Here is a 19,672-nt window from a genome sequence, read left to right as displayed (position 1 = left end):
GGAGCCATACAGATTCCAAACTGATTTTGATAGGATTAGAAGCGAAAAGGCGAAGGAAGTAGGTGAATGGCTGATGCCCAGCATGAAGCGACTATGGACCGTGCTTTCGCTGGCCTTTTTTCTGGTGCTTGCGATGGGAACAGATTCGGCCTATGCCCATGCAGGCTTGATGGGCAGCACTCCGAAAGACGGCGAGGTGCTGCAGGCGAATCCGGGGCAAATCTCCATGCGGTTTACCGAGACAGTGGAGCCGGATCTCGTCACCATCCGCCTGTTTGATTGGGACGGCCAGGAAATACCGATGCAGCGCCCGACGTTGCAGCCGGGAGATGCTTCGCAGGTGAATGCGCAGTTGCCGACGGATTTGGCGGAAGGGACGTACTCCGTGATCGTATCGGTCGTATCGGAGGACGGTCATCCGATCGAGGAGCGCCTGACCTTTTCCATCGGGCAAAAAAGCGCCGTTGTGGTGCCGCCCGGCGAAAAGCAGACGGATACGACGTATTTGATCGCCTATCGCTACCTAGCCCAAGGCATAATTCTGCTCGGCGGCGGGTTGTATCTGATTGCCGATCGGGGACAGCGCTACGGTTTGCCGACGCTGAAGGCGCTGATCGGGATCGGCAGACAGATCGGTTGGACGCTGGCGATGGTGGGGCTTGTGTTTCTCTGGTTTTTGTACGACGAATCGTTGCCGGCGGTTTCGTTGACGCAGGCGTTGTGGCAGGTTGACAGCCATCTGCTCGCGCAGTCCCCGTTCGCGGTCATGCTGATCGTCTCCTTCCTCCTGCTGCTGCTGTTGGCCATCCCGAATATGGTCTCCGGCTTTTATGCGGGTGTATGGGTACTGCTGATCGGCGCCCAGGCTTTTGGCGGACATGCCTGGGGGATTGCTCCGGTCTGGCTGGCGATTCTTTTGCGGGTGCTGCACGTCTTGACAGTGGCGCTTTGGCTCGGCGCGCTCGTCTATCTGCTGCTGACGGCAAAAGAAACAGAGCGGGGACATGCACGGTTCAAAGCATTCTTTTTGCGCCTGGTTGCCGCGTCGGCCGTGCTTGCCGTCGTGACGGGCGTGCTCATGCTGATCGTGCAGACGGATGTGGCGCTTCTTTGGCAAAGCTCGCTTGCCTGGAACTATTTGCTCTCTGCCAAAATCGTCAGCGTCTGCATCATGCTCGCGCTCGCCTATCGGCAGTCGAAGCGCTGGCGGGTAAACGACAGCCTGCGCATGAATCTCTTGCGTTGGGAAATTATGTTCGGTATCGTCGCTGTGCTGGCAGGGCTGTGGATGAGCCAGACCACCTATCCGACTGACAGGAACGACACGACAAATACACAAGCCGTCATACAAACGGCGACAAACTAGGAGGGTTTTTTGCATGAAGATGAAAAAATGGCTGAGCAGTGTACTGGTGGCAGGCGCCGTCTTGACGCTCGCGACAGCGGCGCAAGCGCACGTAAGCGTCTATCCGAAAGAAACCACTGTCGGCGCCTATGAAAAATATACCGTTCGTGTCCCCGTAGAAAAAGATGTCAACACGGTCAAAGTGAGGCTGGAATTTCCGGCTGGCGTGAAGGTGAACACCGTACAACCGATCCCTGGCTGGAGCTACGAGTTTGAAAAGGATAAGGACGGCGTGAACACCGCACTCGTCTGGACCGCGACAGGTGGCGGAATCAAGGCGCATGAGTTCATGGAGTTCGCTTTCGTGGGAGCGAATCCGAAAGAGGAAGGCACCTTGGCGTGGAAAGCGTATCAGACCTACGCGAATGGCGAAGTCGTAGAGTGGACAGGAGACAAGGACTCCAAGGCGCCTGCGTCCGTGACCACAGTGAAAGCAGGAACCGGCGAAGCCGGACACGACGCTGCTGCACCAGCGGCAAACCCGGCCCAAGATCAAGCGGCAAGCGCAGGCGGCAGCAACACATTGCCCCTGGTGCTCTCCGGACTGGCGCTTCTGCTCTCCATTGTGAGCCTGTTCCGAAAAAAAGCATAGAACCAAACGACGGTAAAGCCGTGCAGCGAGTCGAGAGGCTGCACGGCTTTTTCCTTTTTGGCTACTTACATTCGGAGGTGTTACGTCATGTCAATCACAATCAAATGGACAGAAGGAAACAGAAGAGTAAGAAAACCATACGAGTGGCAGAGTGGCACGGCGGATTTCCTCCTAACGAGCGAGTAACCTAGCGGCATCGCGGCTGGAAAGACGGAACGTGTCATCTGCCCGAAGAGGTGGAGACGGCTTCCATGGTGAGGAATGCAACGCATGTATATATGACAAAACGTTTTGTCACGTCGCTCGCCAACGCGACGATGTTTACAACCTATGCGCTCTACTACATTGCGGCGCTGGGATTGAATCCGTTTGAGCTTTTGCTGGTCGGCATGGTGTTGGAGCTGTCCGTGCTCTTGTTCGAGGGCGTGACTGGCGTGGTGGCGGATACCTACGGCCGCCGCCTGTCTCTTGTGATCGGGATGTTTTTGCTGGGGACGGCGTTTGTTCTGCAAGGTATTTTGCCTGCCATTGACGGGGTGTTGCCGTTTGTCTCCGCGTTTATGTGGGTGCTGGTTGCCCAGGTCTTGTTCGGCGTGGGGGACACATTCGTCAGCGGGGCCGATACGGCCTGGATTGCGGACGAGGTAGGGGAAGACAAGCTCGGGAGTATCTTCATGCGGGCGAAGCGCTACGCTTTGCTGGCGAATATGCTCGGCATCGGGCTGAGCGTGTGGCTGTCCACGCTGGCTCCACACTTGCCCTATCTGGTCGGGGGCTTGATGTACCTGGGGCTTGGCGTGTTTTTGAGTGTGTTCATGCAGGAGACGGGCTTTACGCCCAAGCAGAGGGAGCGAGGCGCTTCCCATTGGCGGGAAATGGCCGAGACGTGGCTGTCGGGCGCGCGCGTCATTCGCGGGCAACCGATCTTGCTGGTGATTTTGCTCGTGACGCTGTTTACGGGTGCGGCTTCCGAGGGATACGACCGTTTGTGGGAAGCGCACTTGATTTCGGAGATTGGCTTTCCGCAGTTGGCGGGCATTTCCATGGCGATATGGTTCGGCATCATCGCCGCCCTGTCGATTCTGGCGGTGTTCGGGCGGGTGCTGCGCAAGCGCTGAGCGAGTTTGCTACGGAGTCATACAGGCACGTGTTCCTTCGGGGATGCGTGTCTTTTTTATCGGTACCCGCGTGCGATCGGTGCCTCGCTTCTGCTGGAAAAATGCCCGCCAAATGCCGCTGCAAAAAACGGAAACAGCCCCGTAACGAGCGAGGCTTCGAACAGGGAAAAAAATCAATTTGCGAACAAGTGTTCTCTTGTGATAGGATATCATCAACAGCAGCTGGGCATGAGCATAGGCGGTACGTCCGTTCAGCCATGCCTATGCATAAGGCGGTGACAGCTTTGGTCTTGGCGGATTTGAAAAAGTACCGAGACAGGCGGCAGGCGGTTGCGATCATTTACTTGAACAAGCGAGGTCAGACGAGCAGACGAATCATCCGGATTCTTTTGCTGGATGAGGAGGCCGGACGGCTCAAGGCGTACTGCTATACGCGAAAAGCTTGCCGGGTGTTTGCGATTGCCGGCATTTTGGCGCTCGTGCCCGTTGCCGGGCAGTTTGCTGGATGACACGAAAGAGCCAGGGAAGCTAGCCAGTCGGGGCAGCTTGCAGCAAGCAGCCCTTTTCCCGATTCGGGTTTTCGGGAGGTGGCGGCCAGCTTGTGGTAGAATGAGAATGTACAGCTTATGTATTCCAAACGGATGGAGAGGACGTGGACGCTGATGGAATACGTGATTCTCGTCGTTGTTTTGCTTGTCGTCGCCGTGATTCTCTTTTCGTCCAAGGCCGCAAGAGGTGGTAGCAGACGCTCTCATTCATCCTCCTCTGACAGCGGCGGCGCATTCTACGTGGACAGCAACCATCGCACGTACGATTCCGATGGAGCTGGAACCGGCCATGACAGTGGCGGCGGAGACAGCGGGGGCGGAGGAGATTAGGGCTTTGTTCCATGCCGCCTGATGTGTTACAATGATTGGGAAAATCTTGATTCCAAACCAATGATGGTGCGGACTTGAAAAAGGAGAGATGTTTTTATGGCAAACATCAAATTCGTACAGAGTGTAGGAATGACCGTCGCAGGAATCCTCCTTTCAAGCGAACAGTAGCACCGTTCAAAAAATCGAGGATTCGACTGCGACTGGTTTTGGCGTAGAGCCAATCGAATAACCATTTGCAGGAGGAATCCGTCTTGAATCATGCAACCCATCCATTTATTTTGCAACCATGGGGCTGGAATGAGCATTTTGCCGCTCTGTTCGCCCCTTATGCCGAGCAAGGCTACAGCGTGGGAAGAGTCATGCTGGAACATAAACGTATCTATCGTCTGGTGAGCGAGCACGGCGAGCTTCTGGGCGAAGTTACAGGCAAGCTGCGCTATGAGGCGACTGGCCGCGAAGACTATCCGGCCGTAGGAGACTGGGTCGTCATCAAGGCACGTCCCGAGGAAAAGAAAGCCTCGATCCATGCGCTTTTGCCGCGCAAGAGCAAGTTTTCCCGCAAGGTTGCGGGGTACAGCGTCGAAGAGCAGATTGTCGCGGCCAACGTCGATACCGTCTTTTTGGTCAATGCCGTAAACAACGATTTTAACCTGCGCAGAATGGAGCGCTATCTCATCCTCGCCTGGGAAAGCGGAGCCAATCCGGTGATCGTGCTCTCCAAAGCGGATTTATGCGACGATCTGGAGCAGCGCATCAGAGAGGTGGAAAGCGTCGCGATGGGCGTGCCTGTGCATGTCGTCAGCGCAGAGCTGGGAGAAGGACTGGAGCAGTTGGCCCCGTATCTGGGATGCGGCCAGACGGTGGCGCTCATCGGGTCTTCGGGCGTCGGCAAATCTACCTTGATTAACAAGCTGAGTGGAGAGAATCGGCAGAAAGTCAGCGGAGTGCGCGAGGGTGACGATCGCGGCCGCCATACCACTACCCACCGCGAACTGTTCCAGCTGCCGGGCGGCGCTCTCATGATCGACACGCCAGGTATGCGAGAGCTGCAACTGTGGGAAGCGGATGAGGGATTCCGTGGAGCGTTTGACGATATCGAACAGTTGGCAGAGGCATGCCGATTCAGCGATTGCCAGCATGGCCGGGAGCCAGGGTGCGCCGTTCGGGCGGCGATCGAGGACGGTTCGCTGGAAAAAGCGCGCTTCCACAGCTACTTGAAGCTACAGCGCGAACTGGCCCATCTGGCCCGCAAGGAAGATGCCAGACTGGCGGCAGCCGAGAAAGACAAGTGGAAAAAAATCACCATGCAAATGCGGGACAAAAAACCGAAGCGATAAATGCAGGGAGCCCTCGACCAATCGAGGGTTCTTTTCATAGGGAGGCGGGAACAGCGCGTTGTCCGACTTTCAGAAATTTACGCTTGATTCCGGCAAGCCAGTTGTGATAGATTGGGGCAAGACCCAGCAATCGTGCTGGACAAAGTGCATAGGAAGTGCTCGTATAATTTTGGGAATATGGCCCAACAGTTTCTACCAGGTGACCGTAAATCGCCTGACTACGAGTGAAATCGCGTTGCGTCGACTGCGCTTTTTGCTGTTTCCTGTTCTGCGTGGCAGGAGGGAGCGGAGGGTTTTGGTCGAACGGGCGCGGACACGCTGTGTTGTCGCGTGTGATCCCTGAGGGAGAAAAGCCTTGAGGGACAGTTTCACTTGGCGGTGGTAGTCGTACCTGAGCATGCCTGTGATCTGTCCGTTCGGGGCTTTATTTTTTTTCGTCGATGGAATGGATAGACATGGCTATCGGCAAACAGGAAAACGGAGGTTCGCCCCACAGCCCGGCGAAGCGAAGGGTTCCCATCTGGTTGGACAGCCTCGTATGCTGCCAACAGCTAGCGTGGATAGAGGAGGAAGAAAAGATGAAAGAATTGCAAGAACGCATCGTGCAAGACGGCAAGGTGCTGTCCGCATCCGTGTTGAAGGTGGATGCGTTTTTGAACCATCAGGTAGACCCGCAATTGACGATGAGGATTGGTGAGCGTTTCGCCCAGCTTTTTGCCGACGAGAACATTACCAAAGTCCTGACGATTGAGGCGAGCGGGATTCATTTTGCGCTGGCGACGTCGTTTGCATTGGGTGTGCCTTTTGTGTATGCGAAAAAGAAAAAGGCAGTGACGCAGACAGAAGAGGTGTACGCAGCCCCTGTTTACTCCTTTACCCGTCAGGAAACGTATCAGATCAGCGTGTCCAAGCAGTATTTGTCGCCCCATGACCGCGTGCTGATCGTGGACGATTTCCTCGCGACCGGAGCGGCGCTGATTGGGTTGACCCAGATTATCAAAGACGCCAACGCTCACCTGGTCGGAATCGGCGCCGTCATCGAGAAAAGCTTCCAGGAAGGCCGCGGGCTGCTGGAGCAAGCGGGTGTCCGCGTTGAGTCTTTGGCGCGTATCCAGTCCATGTCTCCGGAAGGCATTCAATTCGTTCAACAGGAAACTGTTCGTGTCTAAAACCTATGACTAGGGGAGAATCTTTCATGCTGTCCAAACAAAAGATCGTTACGTTAGGTCTGCAGCACGTGCTCGCGATGTACGCGGGTGCTGTCGTCGTACCGCTGATTATTGGCGGAGCCCTGAACCTGACGCCTGCGCAGATTGCCTATTTGATCGCGGCCGATTTGTTTACATGCGGGATCGCTACGCTATTGCAAGTCATCGGGACGCGCTACACGGGGATTCGTCTCCCGGTTGTGCTCGGTTGTACGTTTACTGCCGTCGGGCCGATTATTGCCATTGCCTCTACGAGCAATCTGGCGACGGCCTATGGCGCGATTATCGTCTCCGGTCTGTTCGTCGTCCTGGCGGCTCCGCTGTTCGGCAAGCTGCTGCGTTTTTTCCCGACCGTGGTGCAAGGCTCTGTCGTGACCATCATCGGTCTGTCGCTCATTCCTGTGGCGATGAACAATGCGGCTGGCGGCCAGGGCATGCCGGACTTCGGTTCATCCCGCAACCTGCTGCTCGCTCTCGGAACATTGGCTATCATTTTGTTTATCAATCGCTTCTTCACCGGATTTATTCGCGCCATCTCCGTCCTGCTCGGCCTTGTAGCGGGGACCGTCGCCGCGTACATGATGGGCATGGTCAGCTTCGCCAGCGTGGCGGAAGCTTCCTGGTTCAGCGTGGTCGAGCCGTTTTACTTCGGCACGCCGCAATTTTCCATCGTGGCGATGTTGACCATGGTGCTGGTCAACATCATTAGCATGGCAGAGTCGACAGGTGTTTATTTTGCGCTCGGAAAAGTAACCGAGACGAAAGTAACGGACCAAGACGTGGTCAAAGGCTTGCGCGGCGAAGGGATCGCGATTGTGCTGGGCGGTATTTTCAACGCGTTCCCGTATACCGCCTTTTCGCAAAACGTGGGGCTGGTTTCCCTAACAGGCATCAAGACCCGCGACGTCATGATCGGGGCTGGCGGCCTGCTGGTTGTCCTGGGCCTTTTGCCCAAGCTGGCGGCGCTGACAACCGTGGTCCCCAATGCCGTACTGGGCGGCGCGATGATCGCGATGTTCGGGATGGTTGTCGCATCCGGCATCCATATTTTGTCGCAGGTGGATCTGCGCCAAAATGAAAACCTGCTGATCGCCGCTTGCAGTATCGCGGTTGGCCTCGGCTCCGCCGCTGTGCCGAGCATGTTTGACCAACTGCCGACCATGGTGAAAATGATGCTGCAAAACGGCATCGTAACAGGCTCGCTGACAGCGGTTGTGCTGAACATTTTGCTGGTGCATACGAATAAAAAAGTCAAGCAGGCTGCCGTTCCCAGCACGATCTCGGAAGCATCCTGATCGGCGTATCCAAAGCTTCGACAGCTTCCCTCCTACATGAACCGCCATTCTCTCGCTAGCGTGCAGAGGATGGCGGTTTTTCGCTTCTATTAAAAGGGGCAGGTCACATGAAACGAAAGCATTATCAATCGAAAAACGTCATATGTGGCTTTGCTTCCCGATAGTAGGCGAGACGATCCTGCAAGCTGCCTGTGTGCAGCTCGAACTTGTGCCCGTCGGGGTCCGTGAAATAGAGGGAGCGCTTGTCCCGCTCGTCGCGCTCTCTGCCGGGGAGAATGTGGACACCGTGCTGCTCCAGATGGCGCTTCCAGTCTGCAAAGGCTTCTTCGGCAACGGAGAAGGCGATATGGGTGTAGGACAGAGCAATTTCGTTGCGCGGGATGTCGCGTTCTTCGTTCAACGCCAGCCAATAGCCGTTCCAGTCGAAGTAGGCCAGTGTTCTGCCGCGAACGAGCGGCTTGGCGCCGAGTACGTCGCGGTAAAAACAAAAAGAACGTTCCAGGTCGGAAACAGAAAAAAGGAAGTGGTTGATTCCAGTCAATGGCTTCATAGCAATCGCCTCTTTCGCTTTAGGTGAATGTGACTTGCTTGCTCGTGATGACATGATTGTACGTCAGCGAGACAACGGTTTGCCATGGCTTGTGCAATCCTGATGAAAAGACACGCGCCCAACCCTTTGCGCCGCAGGCTGCATACCTTTGTAGGAGGGGAGGAATGCGTGATGAAGAAAAAGTGGGTAGGGGTTGTCCGGCAGGCGGAGCAGGCTTTTTGGACCATTGTGTTTTCGGCGCAGCGGCGAGTGGGAGAGCGGGGCAGAATTTTGCCCAAGCGGTTTCAATCCATCACCAAAATTCGCCGCTTTTTGACCCGGTTCATGACGCCTTGCCTCGCGAACCGCGTGATCGGCAACCTCGACCTGAGGCGGATCAAGGGACAGCTGGCCGTTCCGGTAGGAGATGGAATCGGTGCGGCGCCGATTGTCAAATCACAAATTTTGAAGAAAAGCGATAGGTGCGTGACGCTCGCTGTCTGGTTTCAATTCGATCCGAGCGACCGCTTTTTTCTCGTCTACCAGTTGAAAAAGCAGCCGGATGGGCGCTGGATTGTGGTAGGCCGCCACCCGCTGGACTATCCGTTCAATCGGCCTGGACAGTTTTTCCGGATCGTGCCCGGCTGTTGCAAGCCTTGTGTGCGGGGATGCAAGCGCGTGAGAAGGAGAGTCCGGCGAAGGTGACCGCCTGTAACAGGAGAGGGAGCAGAGGGAACTGCTGCCCATTTTTCAGGCAAGAAGTGGTAACATTTTCGGGCTGACTTCGTTTGTATAAAAGGGAGGTGGGAGATGAAGGCGCAACGATGGAGCGAATGGTTCGCTGCGTACCAGCAGCCGCTGTACCGCTATTTGTACCGGATGTGCGGTTCGCGCGAGGTGGCCGAGGAGCTGTTGCAGGAGACGTTTTACCGTGCCATGCTCTCCCTCTCGATTCAGGATGCCCGACAGGCGCGGGCGTGGCTCTACAAAGTGGCGCGGCATTTGTACATCGACTGGCTGCGCAAACAAACGTCGGAAAAAAGCATGTTGGAAAACATCCGCCGTCTGTTCAGCGCGTCCTCGCGCACGTATGAGCCGGAAACGATGTATCGCCAAAAAGAGGACAAGCAGCGGGCAGAGTGGATTTTGCAGCAGCTGCCCGAGCGGATGAGGACGATCCTCTACCTGCGCGAGATCGAGGAATTTTCCTATCAGGAGCTGGCGGAGACGCTTGCGATGAGCCTCGATCAGGTAAAAGTCACGCTGCACCGGGCACGAAAAAAATTTCGCGAGTGGGAGAAGCGCGCGGAAGGAGGAATGGACGATGGAGGATGACAAGCTGCGCGATAGGCTTGATGTGTCCGAGATAGTCTGGGACGAAAAAAGGGCGCGACGCCTGATCTGGCGGTCGCGGTTTGCGCTGTGGAGAAATATGGCGCAAGGATTGCTCGCCATCTGGTTTTTGTACATGCTCTACATGCTGGTGATTCAGATCGGCTATGCGAAGCTGGGCAAGGAGGACGACCTGGTCCGCTACGCCGCGACCTTGGTCGAGACGCATTATCCGGGCTTGAAGGTGAACAAGTCGGGACCCACTCCGGTGTCGCTGTCTCCCTGGCTGACGCAAGAGACGACGCTTCTCCTGTACAAGCAGCTTGGCAAGTGGGAAGAGGTCGTCGGTACGGTGTCGGTCAAAAAGCCGCTCTTGGGCAAGCTTTCGTACGACATCCGCTACCAGCAAAAGCAGCTCGACGACCGGGATGGAACGTTTCGCTTTGCCCTGCCGCTGTCGCTGCTCGGCAAAAAGCCTCTGGAAGTGCGCGAGGAGCAGGACAAGCTGTGGGAGCAGCTCGCCCATATGGAGGACGGCTACGTAGCGGAGATGGCGTTTTCCACGCTGCAGCCGTACGAGCCGCTGCAACTCTTCAAGCTGCTGGAAAAATACGATCTGTCTGTGCTACAGATGGTCGTGTACGGAGGCGAGCTGAAGACGTTTCAGCCGACGCAAGTGCGCAGTAACAATACCGTTTACGTCCCGAGCCTGGTGCTGAGGCCGGCGGTTCACTACAGCGAGGGAGGAAGCATGAGCTACGAGACGACGATGGATGTGTCCGAATCGGTGGAGGAGGCGACCAATCAACTCATTCCTGATTTGGAATGGATGCAGTCCTATGCGCCTGATGAGTTCGATGTCTATGACGACAAGCGTCTCGCCTATTTGCGCGAAAACGGAGTCGTCGTCTACGGCGCCGTCGTCACAGGACCGATTCGCGAGTTGGAGAAGCTGCGTGCCGAGCCAGGGCTGCACTTTTTTCAGTTGGGCAGGATTGCCGTATGGAACTGGTAGCCACATTTTTTAAAAATCCGGTCTTGATTTTGGGACGACTTGCCTGTAAAATACGTAAGTGTTGCGGCACTTTGCAGATTTTGTCGAACAAAGTAGAGCAACGTCGTGTGAGCAAGCGGGAAGTAGCTCAGCTTGGTAGAGTACTTGGCTTGGGACCAAGGGGTCGCAGGTTCGAATCCTGTCTTCCCGACCATGATGCACACGAACGGGCCGGTATGGCGGAATTGGCAGACGCGCGCGACTCAAAATCGTGAGGGAAACCGTGGGGGTTCAAGTCCCTCTACCGGCACCAGCCATCCATACATATGGTTTTTGTTATAAGGTGGGGAACAGCGAGCAAATCCTGTTTCTCACTTTTTTCATTTGCGGCGAAAACGTGCTGCTGATTACAATATAAGAGAAAAGGAGGCGGATTTCGTGAGACTTGCGGGAAAACAGGTAGTCTGCTTTGTGGAAAGCGAATTTGAAGATTTGGAGCTGTGGTACCCGGTGCTGCGGTTGCGCGAGGAAGGGGCCACTGTCCATTTGGCAGGGCCGAAAGCGGGACACGCCTACATCGGCAAATACGGCGTGCCGTGCGAGACGGACAAGGCATTGAGCGAGCTTGATCCGGCGCAGTACGACGGCGTGCTCGTGCCGGGCGGCTGGGCGCCGGACAAGCTTCGCCGCTATCCGGAAGTGCTTTCGTTTGTCCGTGCCATGCACGAGGCGAAAAAGCCGATCGGGCACATTTGCCACGCAGGCTGGGTGCTCGCCTCGGCCAAAATTTTGCAAGGAGTGAAGACGACCTCCACGCCAGGCATCAAGGATGACATGGAAAACGCCGGTGCGGTTTGGGTCGATGAAGAGGTCGTAGTCGACGGCCACATCGTCGGTTCCCGTCGTCCGCCTGATTTGCCGGCGTACGCGAAGGCGTTCGCGGATGTGTTGGCGGAGCAATAAAACCGGCACCCGGCGCAGCAAAAAGGCACGCTTGTGGCAAAAGGGCCAGGCGTGCCCGTTTTTTTAGGAGCTTGGCTTTTTGGTGTTCTTCCAGGGCGGGTCCCCCCACTCGTGGATTTTGTTGCTGAGCTTGTAAAACAAAAACGGGATGAGAAATGCCAGGACCGAGCCGCCCAAGGTGAGAAACGGGGGCAGCGAGCCCAAATATTTAATCATGCTTCTTACCTGCCTTCCTCTTTCTCCGAACGGTTGACCGAGCCGACATTTCGCAAGTACACTTTGGCGACTACCCGGATTTCGCTCTTTTCGTACAGGCGTTGTCCGGCTTCCCAATCGTTCTGGATCTGTTTCCATAACGCGTAGTTTTTTTGGCGAATATTGCTGCCCAGTTTGATGACATCGACTTTCATTTCCTTATGCACTTTCCGGATCGTGTCCTGGCACATCCGTTCGATTTCTTTCGCGAAGGCATGCTCCAGCTTTTTCGTTTCGTCTTTGCTCAAAAAATCCATCAGCGCGAACGCCTCTGCCAAAATCCCTTCGCACTCGATTTCGATTGTAAACCGAAACTTTTGCTTGTCGCGCAAATCCTGGTGGATGGTACGCTTGGCTCCCTGGATGTTCATGACTACCAGGTCGTTTTTCACTTTGGCTTTTAACAATCCCCCGTTAATATTCCCCGTCAAAAAGTTCAGGCCCTCTGTTTCTTCTTCGCCGAGAAAGCCGACCATTTGATTGCGATTGGAAAAAATAGCGCTTCCCGCCATTTTGATTTCGTTTGCTTCTGCACGCACGCGCGGGATGACGAAGCTGAACGGGTTTAACAGCTCCTCATGCACATCTCCCACTCTGACTTCCGGAAGCATGCGCGCATTTTTATTGATGTTTTCGCCGATCGAGTTGATGTAGAGAGCGGGCAGCTTCTCGGTTTTGGGCTTGACCTCCAAAATGCTTTTGGCGAGTCCTTTGGAAATATAGACGCGGCTGCTTCGTCTGGAGTCAGGATCGCGCAAAAGAAAATCCATCGCGTTGGCAAAGCTGTTATCCTTGCGAGCCACTTCTTCGGAAATGACGAGAATCTTGAGATGCTGATAGAATGGGGCACGACTGGTCCGCGTAGCCAGCTCGCGTGACACCTCAAAGAGGGAATCGCCCTCGGACGAGAGGTTGTGGAACGCTTCGTTTGTCGTGTTTTGCCCACCGCCGTTCGGATTGCCGGCGATCAGTCCGCCAGGGATAACCAACTGGTGGGTGACGAGAAACCGCTCCTTCACCCGCGGTTTTCCCGGAGCTTCCTTGGCGGCCCGCTTCTCGGCATCCTTGGAGCGAGGCGCATCAATGGCGACACCGACGACGAAACCGCGCTCTTCGATTTGCACCTGATCCCAGCAGCCCGAGACGAAAGCAGACAGCAGTGTCACCAGACAGGACAGGACAAGACGCTTATTCATGGCCCCTCACCCCGCGTATAATGGCGATCAGCAACAGGCAGATCGGACACAGGTACACGATAATCAGGCCGAAGTACGTCACGTAATCGGCAAAGGTAAAGAAGTCCACCAGATTTTGCGGAACCATGGCCACGAAATAAATAATCGGCGACAGCAGCAAGATCCATACCATTTTTTTTACCTTGCGAAACATCGACGTTAAATTGAGAATGGTGACATCGAGCCACATCACGCACGTATCGAAAATCGTCATGATCCAGATGGTGAAAAAGATGGATTCGACTCGTTCAAAAAAACCGCCGGGAATTTCCACTTCCTTCGCGAGGTCGATTGTCGGGTACGTCAAGTTTTTGGCGACCTCGGCCGAAAATACGCCAATGACGAAAATGTAGATGGTCAAGTACAGCGCCACGGGAATGAGCAGCCCGATCGCCATGGCCTTCGTTCCGTCTGTCGGCTTCCTCATCAGCATCGTATAGAAGAGGATGATTTCGAACCCGGAGTACGAAAGCCCCACCGACTGAGAGCCGTCCAGCAAGGCCTTCCAGCTGGAGGAGAAGAAGGGACGGATATTTTCGATTTCAATGAGCTGGGAGGTAAACAGCAGGACGAAAAACATCACGATCAGCACGACGGGCAAAAACAACAGGTTCAGCCTGAGCATGGAGATGCGGGAGCCTGCTACGGCGTATTGGACGATCAACAAAAAGCTCAAGGTAATCATTTCCACCGGGGTATTGTAGAACAAGTATTGCTTGGCGATGTTGCCGATCGCGCGAATTTCAAAAGATACAAACAGCATCGTGTACAGACTGACGAGAAGGGTCAGTACGTAGCCGACGGGTTTGCTCGCGATCAGCGAGGTGTATTCAAAAAAGGTTTGCCGCGGAAAGCGGGCGGCGAGCTTGGCGAGCAGCCATCCGATCAGAAAAGCGATCAGGCCGCTGATGACGATGGAAATCCAGCCGTCAAAGCCGCTGGTCGCTTTGGCGAGCGAACGCGGGAAGGTCAGGATTCCAACACCGATTGTCACAGCGGCGATGTTGATACCCATATGATTTTTGCTGAGCATTTTATCTGACAAGGTTTGTGCACTCATTTGGGGTCCCCTGTTCTCATTCTGATTTCATCTTCCGGATGCAGGACTTTTGGTCGATCCTTTAGAAAGGTGACAGGCGCGCGCAAAATCAAATCCTTCCAGTCTCTGGGCATTTGTGGGGCAAACGGAGCTAGATACGGATGCCCGATGCTCGTCAAATTGGACAGGTGAATCATGATGGCAATCAGGCTCAGCACAACGCCATACAGACCGAAGATGGCCGCGGTAAACATGGCGAAAAAGCGGACCATGCGAAACGCAATCGCCAGGTGGTAGGACGGAATGGCGAAGGACGAAATGGCTGTCAGCGCTACTACGATGACCATGACCGGGCTGACGATCCCGGCCGATACGGCAGCGTCCCCGATGACAAGACCGCCGACGATGCCGACCGTCTGTCCAATCGGTTTGGGGAGCCGCAACCCCGCCTCCTGCAACAGCTCCATCGTCGTAATCATCATGATCGATTCCACGAAGGCGGGAAACGGAACGCCGTCTCGCGTCGCAGCAATGGAGAACGCGAGATCAGATGGAATCAAGCCAGGATGAAACGTAACCAGCGCAATGTAGAGAGAGGGCGAGAAAACGGCGAAAAAAGCGGCCAAATAGCGCAACATCCGTGCCAGCGTGCCGACAATCCAGCGCTCGTAGTAGTCCTCGGGAGAGTGCATGAGCAGACCGAGCGTGACAGGAAGGATCAGCACCATCGGAGTGCCGTCCAGCATGACCGCGACACGTCCCTGAAAGAGAGCGGCGCTGACCTTGTCCGGGCGCTCGGTATTGTGCACCTGGGGGAAAGGCGAGAGAAAATCGTCTTCGATCCACTGCTCGATAAACCCTGATTCCTCGACTTCGTCAATGTCGATGGTAGCGATCCGGCGGTGGACCTCCCTGACCAAATCATGATCCACGATATTGTCGATGTAGGCGATAATCAGCTCGGTTTTGCTGCGCTTTCCTACCAGGGTGCTGTCAAAGCGCAGGTTAGGGTCTTTTACCCTTCTGCGAATAAGTACCGTATTGTCCCGGATGTTTTCGGTGAAGCCGTCGCGTGGGCCGCGCACGAGTCCCTCGGAGACCGGCTCCTCGATGGCTCTGGACTTCCAGCCTTTGCTGTCGATGAGGATGATTTCGCTGGAGCCGTCGACAAAAAGAGCGGTATCGCCGGACAAAATACAATCCAGAGCAGCCAGAAATGACGTCTCTTTTTTGATCTCGACAACGGATAAGACTTCTTCATAAAGGAGGTTGAGGATCGCCTCGGGTTCAGTGGGAACGACTTTTTCTGCCGTCGAGATCATCAACTGAATATGACCCAGTACCTGCGCATGGAGCATATGCGCATTGGCCAAGCCGTCGATGGCGATGACGGCGCACGAATGGTTGGTGTTGCCGATCAAAAACGTGCGAATCAACAAATCGTGAGGATTGCCGAGCAACGTTCGGAATCGCTCCAGATTTTCCTGCAAATGGATGGATAGCGGGATATCGGGTATGGGTGGTTGCTGCATGTGCTGCGCGAGGGGAGAGGTTTTCGTTTTGCGTCGCTGGGCGAAAAATTTGCGCATCATGGAAGTCCCTCCCGATCAAAGTGCAATTCGCATGTTACAGTGATTTTTTCCAGAACCAAGGAATTTATGCGAAAGGAAAGTTCCACGACAAACTTTCGCACAAAGAATTGAACAACCCTATGAGGTATGATACATTCGGCATGGTAGAATAGAGAGTAGTAGAGAGAGTAGGAAAGACGGAGGAAGGGTGAAATCGTAGTGCTTGACAGCCAAGTTTTGGTTCGGGAAACAGACTTTTCGAGACTCGCGCACACGTGGGAGAAGCTGGCGCAAGCCATGGAGGAGCAGGGAGACGCAGCGACGCCTGCCAAACTGAGGCAGCTGGCTGAAAAAACGCGGAAAGCCGAGCTGAATATCGCCTTCTGTGGACACTTTTCCGCAGGGAAGTCCACGATGATCAATACGCTTCTGGGAGTTGGCCTTTTGCCCTCCAATCCGATTCCGACCAGCGCCAATGTCGTGAAGATTCGCGGGGGCGAAAAAGCCGCTCGCGTCTATACGATGCAGGGCGACGTGGTGACGTTTGATCCGGATACGGAGATGGAGAAGCTCAAGCAGTTCGCCGTGGATGGAGACAGCGTGGAGTGGGTGGAGGTCACCTATCCGGGAACGCTGCTCGACGAGCGTTCCAGCCTGCTCGACACGCCGGGGATCGACTCGACGGACGCCGCGCACAAAATCGCCACGGAATCCGCGCTGCACCTGGCGGACGTCGTCATTTACATGATGGATTACAACCACGTCCAGGCGGAAGAGAACTTCAACTTTACGAAAACCTTGAAGGATCGCGGCAAGCCGGTCTATCTGGTTGTGAACATGATTGACAAGCACATTGACTTTGAGCTTGATTTTGAAAGCTACAAGGAGAGTGTGGAAGAGGCGTTTGCGACCTGGAACATTCATCCGGACGGCATTTTTTACACGTCGCTCGCGGAGCCTGACCACCCCGAGAACCAGTATGCCGAGTTTCGCCAAAAGCTGCTGGCGCTGATCGCAGGGCGAGAGGAGCTGGTCGGCAAGAGCGTTCGTCACGCAGCGGAGCATCTGATCGAGGAGCACGTCCAGTCGGTAAAGGCCGGCCATGCCTCCAAGCGTCAGGAGCTGGCAAGCAAACTGGACAGCCTGGAGCTGGCCGATGTAGACAGCGGGGATGCGCAAGCGGTGTCCACCGCGCTTGCCCAGGCAGAGGCGCGCATGGAGGCGCTGAAAAACCGCACAGCGGAAGCGCGCGCCCAGATGGAAAAAGAGTTGGGCTCCTTGCTCGACAACGCCCGGCTGACCTACTACAGCACGAACGAAGCGGCAGCGAGCTATCTGGAGAGCCGCAAGCCTGGCTTCAAGGTGGGCTTTTTGTTCGCCGGGAAAAAGACCGAGGAAGAGCGCCAGCGCCGCGAGGAAGCGCTGTTGGCCGAGTTCCGCGAAAAAGTGGCGGGCAATCTCGACTTCCATTTCAAGGAACTGATGAGCAAGCAACTGCAAGCGCATGACATCCGCGACGAGGAGTACCATGCGCGCGTCCATGCGACCGAGATCGCGATTACGGGCGAGTTCCTGGCCAAGCACATCAAGGACGGGGCGGCTTCCCGCGAGTATGTGATGAATTACTGTACAGACGTGGCGAACGCGATCAAGCTGGAGTACAGACGCGCGGGTCTTCTGTTTATCGAGGAAGTCGTCGGACGCCTGGAGAGCCAGAGCGAAAAGGAGAGCGCGGCACAGCTCGAGCGCCTTGGCGTCCTGCGCGAGATGGCCTCGCTGCATGAGCAGCTTGCAAGCCTCACCGCGAGCGAAGAAAACACGAGAGAACGATTGCAGGCAATCATGCGTGAAGGAGAATCGGAATCATGAATCAGCTACGAGACAAGCTTGTGGCGGCGGCAGAGCGACTCCGCCGCGCAAGCCACGAAATTGTTACCGTACCAGGGATGCAACAACAGGCGCAGGCGATGCGGGAGCGGGCAGAGCGCCTGACCGCCAACCGCTTCACGGTCGCCTTGTTCGGCGCGTTCAGTGCCGGAAAATCTTCTTTTGCCAATGCGTTGATGGGCGATCTCGTCCTGCCTGTATCGCCGAACCCGACGACGGCGGCGATCAACAAAATCATGCCGCCAAGCGCGGAGCGTCCGCACGGCACGGTGCGCGTCGTGCTGAAAGAAAGAGACGCGGTGGAGCAGGACGTTCTGCGCTCGCTCGCTGTCTTCGGGCTGCATGCCGCAAGTCTGGAAGGCGCGCTGGCCGAGTTGAACAACATTGACGTGGCGCAAATTCCGCCGACCGCGAAACCGCACTACACCTTTTTGAAAGCCGTCACCAAAGGACTTCCCGAGATGGACGCTCATCTCGGCGGAGAGCTGATCGTGGACATGCAAGCGTTCAAAAGCTTTGTCGCCAAGGAAGAGAAAGCGTGCTTTGCCGAATACATCGAGCTGTTCTACTCGTGCCCGCTCACCGATCAGGGCATCGTGCTGGTCGACACGCCAGGGGCGGATTCCATCAACGCCCGCCATACGGGTGTGGCGTTTGAATACATGAAAAACGCGGACGCTGTCCTGTTCGTCACGTACTACAACCACGCGTTTTCCCAGGCGGACCGCGAGTTTTTGCTGCAAATGGGCCGGGTCAAAGACACGTTCGAGATGGACAAAATGTTTTTCATCGTCAATGCGGCCGACCTCGCTGCTTCGGAGGAGGAGCTGCAGGGCGTCATGGCGCACGTAGAGAAAAACCTGCTCGCTTGCGGCATTCGGCTGCCGCGCATTTATCCGGTATCCAGCCAGACCGCGCTTTTGGCACGCATGTATGAAAAAGGCAAGCTGGCTGCATCGGCAGAAAAAGTATACCGCCAGCGCACGCAAACGCCAGAAGACGCGCCGCTCATGCCGGCAGAGGAAGCGTTCAGGCTGTCGGGCATGGCTGCTTTCGAAACAGCGTTTCTCCGGTTTACGATTGACGAGCTGACGCAGATTGCCGTGAACGCGGCGATGGGCGAAATCCGCCGTGCTTACGACACGTTGACCGAGTTCATGCGGATGGCCCAGTCCGGCGAAGACGAGCGCCTCGCCCGCAAGGAAGCGGCGAGCAAAGCCCAGTCCGATGCGCTGGCTGCGGTAGCGGCTCTGTCTACCGCCTCGTACGAGCGCGATCTGGCAAAAGAGCGCGAGGAGCTGCTCTACTACGTCAAGCAGCGGCTGTTTTTCCGCTTTAACGAGCTGTTCAACCTCGCCTTTAACCCGGCGGTTCTCAAGGAGGACGGGCGCAGCATGAAGCAGGCGCTCCAAAGCTGCCTGACCGATCTTTTGCGCTCGATCAGCTACGATCTGGCACAGGAGCTGCGGGCGACCACACTGCGCCTGGAAAAGTTTCTAAGCAAGCAGGGAGCCGCGCTCGTTGCGGCGTGGCAAAAAGACGTGCACGCCTACGCAGCAGGCTTGACGCTGGCACCGTACCAGCCGCGCCAGGTAGAGACGCTTCCTTTTGCCGAGGAATTGCCGGTGTCTGTCGAGGCATTCCAGCCCGCGCTTGGACTGTTTAAAAATACGAAAGACTTTTTTGAGCAGGACGGCAAACTGAAGCTGCGCGAAGAGCTGGAAAAACGCATGCAGGAGCCGGTAGCCGCTTACGTCGCGACCGGAAGCGAACAACTGGGCGAGCAGTTCAGCGCGCTGTTCAACGAGCTGGTCGCGACAGAACGGAACCGGGTCGTCGAGCAGATTAACGAATACTTCACGGGGCTGTTTGCCGCGCTGGACATGACCGTCGACCTGGAAGAACTGGGAGCGAAGGTAAGCCGCGTGGCAGCGGAGCTGGAATAACGGCTTTGGGACGCAAGAGAAAAAAGGCAGCGCACGCTTTTCGTCAGGCAAGGGACGGGCGTGGCTGCCTTTTTTGTTCAGAGAAGAA

At 55.8% G+C, this 19,672-nt stretch carries 19 protein-coding genes, 2 tRNA genes and 1 riboswitch; of the genes, 16 read left to right on the top strand and 5 right to left on the bottom strand.

Features of this window, described 5'->3' with window-relative positions; genetic code table 11:
- The first annotated feature begins 73 nt into the window (after window positions 1-73).
- From ACTHO6_RS07740 to ACTHO6_RS07705, 8 genes are all read left to right on the top strand, one after another.
- Window positions 74-1,366, top strand: a complete 1,293-nt coding sequence (locus ACTHO6_RS07740) for a copper resistance CopC/CopD family protein (protein WP_440240960.1) — start codon at window positions 74-76, stop codon at window positions 1,364-1,366.
- Between the two features lie 13 nt (window positions 1,367-1,379).
- Complete coding sequence (locus ACTHO6_RS07735; RefSeq protein WP_440240959.1) at window positions 1,380-1,997, top strand: YcnI family copper-binding membrane protein; 618 nt, start codon at window positions 1,380-1,382, stop codon at window positions 1,995-1,997.
- Between the two features lie 251 nt (window positions 1,998-2,248).
- Window positions 2,249-3,115: an MFS transporter gene (locus tag ACTHO6_RS07730; protein WP_440240958.1), complete on the top strand. Its 867-nt coding sequence runs from the start codon at window positions 2,249-2,251 to the stop codon at window positions 3,113-3,115.
- Window positions 3,116-3,399: 284 nt separating this feature from the next.
- Window positions 3,400-3,624, top strand: coding sequence for a WYL domain-containing protein (locus tag ACTHO6_RS07725; RefSeq protein WP_440240957.1), 225 nt, complete (start codon window positions 3,400-3,402; stop codon window positions 3,622-3,624).
- A 117-nt stretch (window positions 3,625-3,741) separates the two neighbouring features.
- Window positions 3,742-3,993 (top strand): hypothetical protein, encoded by a 252-nt coding sequence (locus tag ACTHO6_RS07720; protein ID WP_440240955.1) that lies wholly within the window; start codon window positions 3,742-3,744, stop codon window positions 3,991-3,993.
- A 251-nt stretch (window positions 3,994-4,244) separates the two neighbouring features.
- Window positions 4,245-5,330, top strand: a complete 1,086-nt coding sequence (gene rsgA / locus ACTHO6_RS07715; RefSeq protein WP_440240954.1) for a ribosome small subunit-dependent GTPase A — start codon at window positions 4,245-4,247, stop codon at window positions 5,328-5,330.
- Window positions 5,331-5,469: 139 nt separating this feature from the next.
- Window positions 5,470-5,571: riboswitch (purine riboswitch) on the top strand.
- A gap of 337 nt (window positions 5,572-5,908) precedes the next feature.
- On the top strand, window positions 5,909-6,499 hold the full coding sequence (locus ACTHO6_RS07710) for a xanthine phosphoribosyltransferase (protein ID WP_440240953.1): 591 nt from the start codon (window positions 5,909-5,911) through the stop codon (window positions 6,497-6,499).
- Window positions 6,500-6,525: 26 nt separating this feature from the next.
- Complete coding sequence (locus ACTHO6_RS07705; protein ID WP_440240952.1) at window positions 6,526-7,833, top strand: nucleobase:cation symporter-2 family protein; 1,308 nt, start codon at window positions 6,526-6,528, stop codon at window positions 7,831-7,833.
- A 124-nt stretch (window positions 7,834-7,957) separates the two neighbouring features.
- Here ACTHO6_RS07705 and fosB read toward each other — a convergent pair whose 3' ends face one another.
- Window positions 7,958-8,383 carry a metallothiol transferase FosB gene (fosB, locus tag ACTHO6_RS07700; RefSeq protein ID WP_440240951.1) on the bottom strand — a complete coding sequence of 142 codons (426 nt, stop codon included), beginning with the start codon at window positions 8,381-8,383 and terminating at the stop codon, window positions 7,958-7,960.
- Window positions 8,384-8,554: 171 nt separating this feature from the next.
- Here fosB and ACTHO6_RS07695 point away from each other — a divergent pair, with 171 nt between their 5' ends.
- From ACTHO6_RS07695 to ACTHO6_RS07670, 6 genes are all read left to right on the top strand, one after another.
- A complete protein-coding gene (locus ACTHO6_RS07695) occupies window positions 8,555-9,067 on the top strand; it encodes a hypothetical protein (protein WP_440240949.1) in 513 nt (170 codons plus the stop codon).
- Between the two features lie 105 nt (window positions 9,068-9,172).
- Window positions 9,173-9,697 carry an RNA polymerase sigma factor gene (locus tag ACTHO6_RS07690; protein ID WP_440240948.1) on the top strand — a complete coding sequence of 175 codons (525 nt, stop codon included), beginning with the start codon at window positions 9,173-9,175 and terminating at the stop codon, window positions 9,695-9,697.
- Window positions 9,687-10,709, top strand: coding sequence for an anti sigma factor C-terminal domain-containing protein (locus tag ACTHO6_RS07685; protein WP_440240946.1), 1,023 nt, complete (start codon window positions 9,687-9,689; stop codon window positions 10,707-10,709). Before ACTHO6_RS07690 ends, ACTHO6_RS07685 begins: the two co-directional genes overlap by 11 nt.
- A gap of 116 nt (window positions 10,710-10,825) precedes the next feature.
- Window positions 10,826-10,902, top strand: a tRNA-Pro gene (locus ACTHO6_RS07680).
- A 16-nt stretch (window positions 10,903-10,918) separates the two neighbouring features.
- A tRNA-Leu gene (locus ACTHO6_RS07675) sits at window positions 10,919-11,001 on the top strand.
- 125 nt (window positions 11,002-11,126) lie between these two features.
- The gene (locus tag ACTHO6_RS07670) at window positions 11,127-11,651 is read left to right on the top strand and encodes a type 1 glutamine amidotransferase domain-containing protein (protein ID WP_440240944.1); all 525 of its coding nucleotides are present in this window, start codon (window positions 11,127-11,129) and stop codon (window positions 11,649-11,651) included.
- A gap of 63 nt (window positions 11,652-11,714) precedes the next feature.
- Here the strand turns inward: ACTHO6_RS07670 and ACTHO6_RS07665 are convergent, their stop codons facing one another.
- From ACTHO6_RS07665 to ACTHO6_RS07650, 4 genes are read right to left on the bottom strand one after another with little or no spacing between them, the layout of a single operon-like run.
- Window positions 11,715-11,867 (bottom strand): hypothetical protein, encoded by a 153-nt coding sequence (locus ACTHO6_RS07665; protein ID WP_440240943.1) that lies wholly within the window; start codon window positions 11,865-11,867, stop codon window positions 11,715-11,717.
- A 5-nt stretch (window positions 11,868-11,872) separates the two neighbouring features.
- Window positions 11,873-13,102: a Ger(x)C family spore germination protein gene (locus ACTHO6_RS07660; RefSeq protein ID WP_440240942.1), complete on the bottom strand. Its 1,230-nt coding sequence runs from the start codon at window positions 13,100-13,102 to the stop codon at window positions 11,873-11,875.
- On the bottom strand, window positions 13,095-14,201 hold the full coding sequence (locus ACTHO6_RS07655) for a GerAB/ArcD/ProY family transporter (protein WP_440240941.1): 1,107 nt from the start codon (window positions 14,199-14,201) through the stop codon (window positions 13,095-13,097). Before ACTHO6_RS07655 ends, ACTHO6_RS07660 begins: the two co-directional genes overlap by 8 nt.
- Window positions 14,198-15,772, bottom strand: coding sequence for a spore germination protein (locus ACTHO6_RS07650; protein WP_440240940.1), 1,575 nt, complete (start codon window positions 15,770-15,772; stop codon window positions 14,198-14,200). Before ACTHO6_RS07650 ends, ACTHO6_RS07655 begins: the two co-directional genes overlap by 4 nt.
- A 198-nt stretch (window positions 15,773-15,970) precedes the next feature.
- Between ACTHO6_RS07650 and ACTHO6_RS07645 the strand changes: the two genes are divergently transcribed.
- Together ACTHO6_RS07645 and ACTHO6_RS07640 are read left to right on the top strand one after the other, a co-directional pair.
- Window positions 15,971-17,620, top strand: coding sequence for a dynamin family protein (locus ACTHO6_RS07645; RefSeq protein ID WP_440240939.1), 1,650 nt, complete (start codon window positions 15,971-15,973; stop codon window positions 17,618-17,620).
- Complete coding sequence (locus tag ACTHO6_RS07640) at window positions 17,617-19,584, top strand: dynamin family protein (protein WP_440240938.1); 1,968 nt, start codon at window positions 17,617-17,619, stop codon at window positions 19,582-19,584. The genes ACTHO6_RS07645 and ACTHO6_RS07640 overlap by 4 nt, the downstream gene beginning before the upstream one ends.
- Window positions 19,585-19,672 lie beyond the last annotated feature (88 nt).

The organism is Brevibacillus sp. SAFN-007a (assembly GCF_051967035.1).
In the GTDB taxonomy this organism is placed as follows: Bacteria; Bacillota; Bacilli; order Brevibacillales; family Brevibacillaceae; genus Brevibacillus.
Note: the sequence above shows the minus strand (reverse complement) of the source record. Positions and strands in the feature narration are given on the sequence as shown.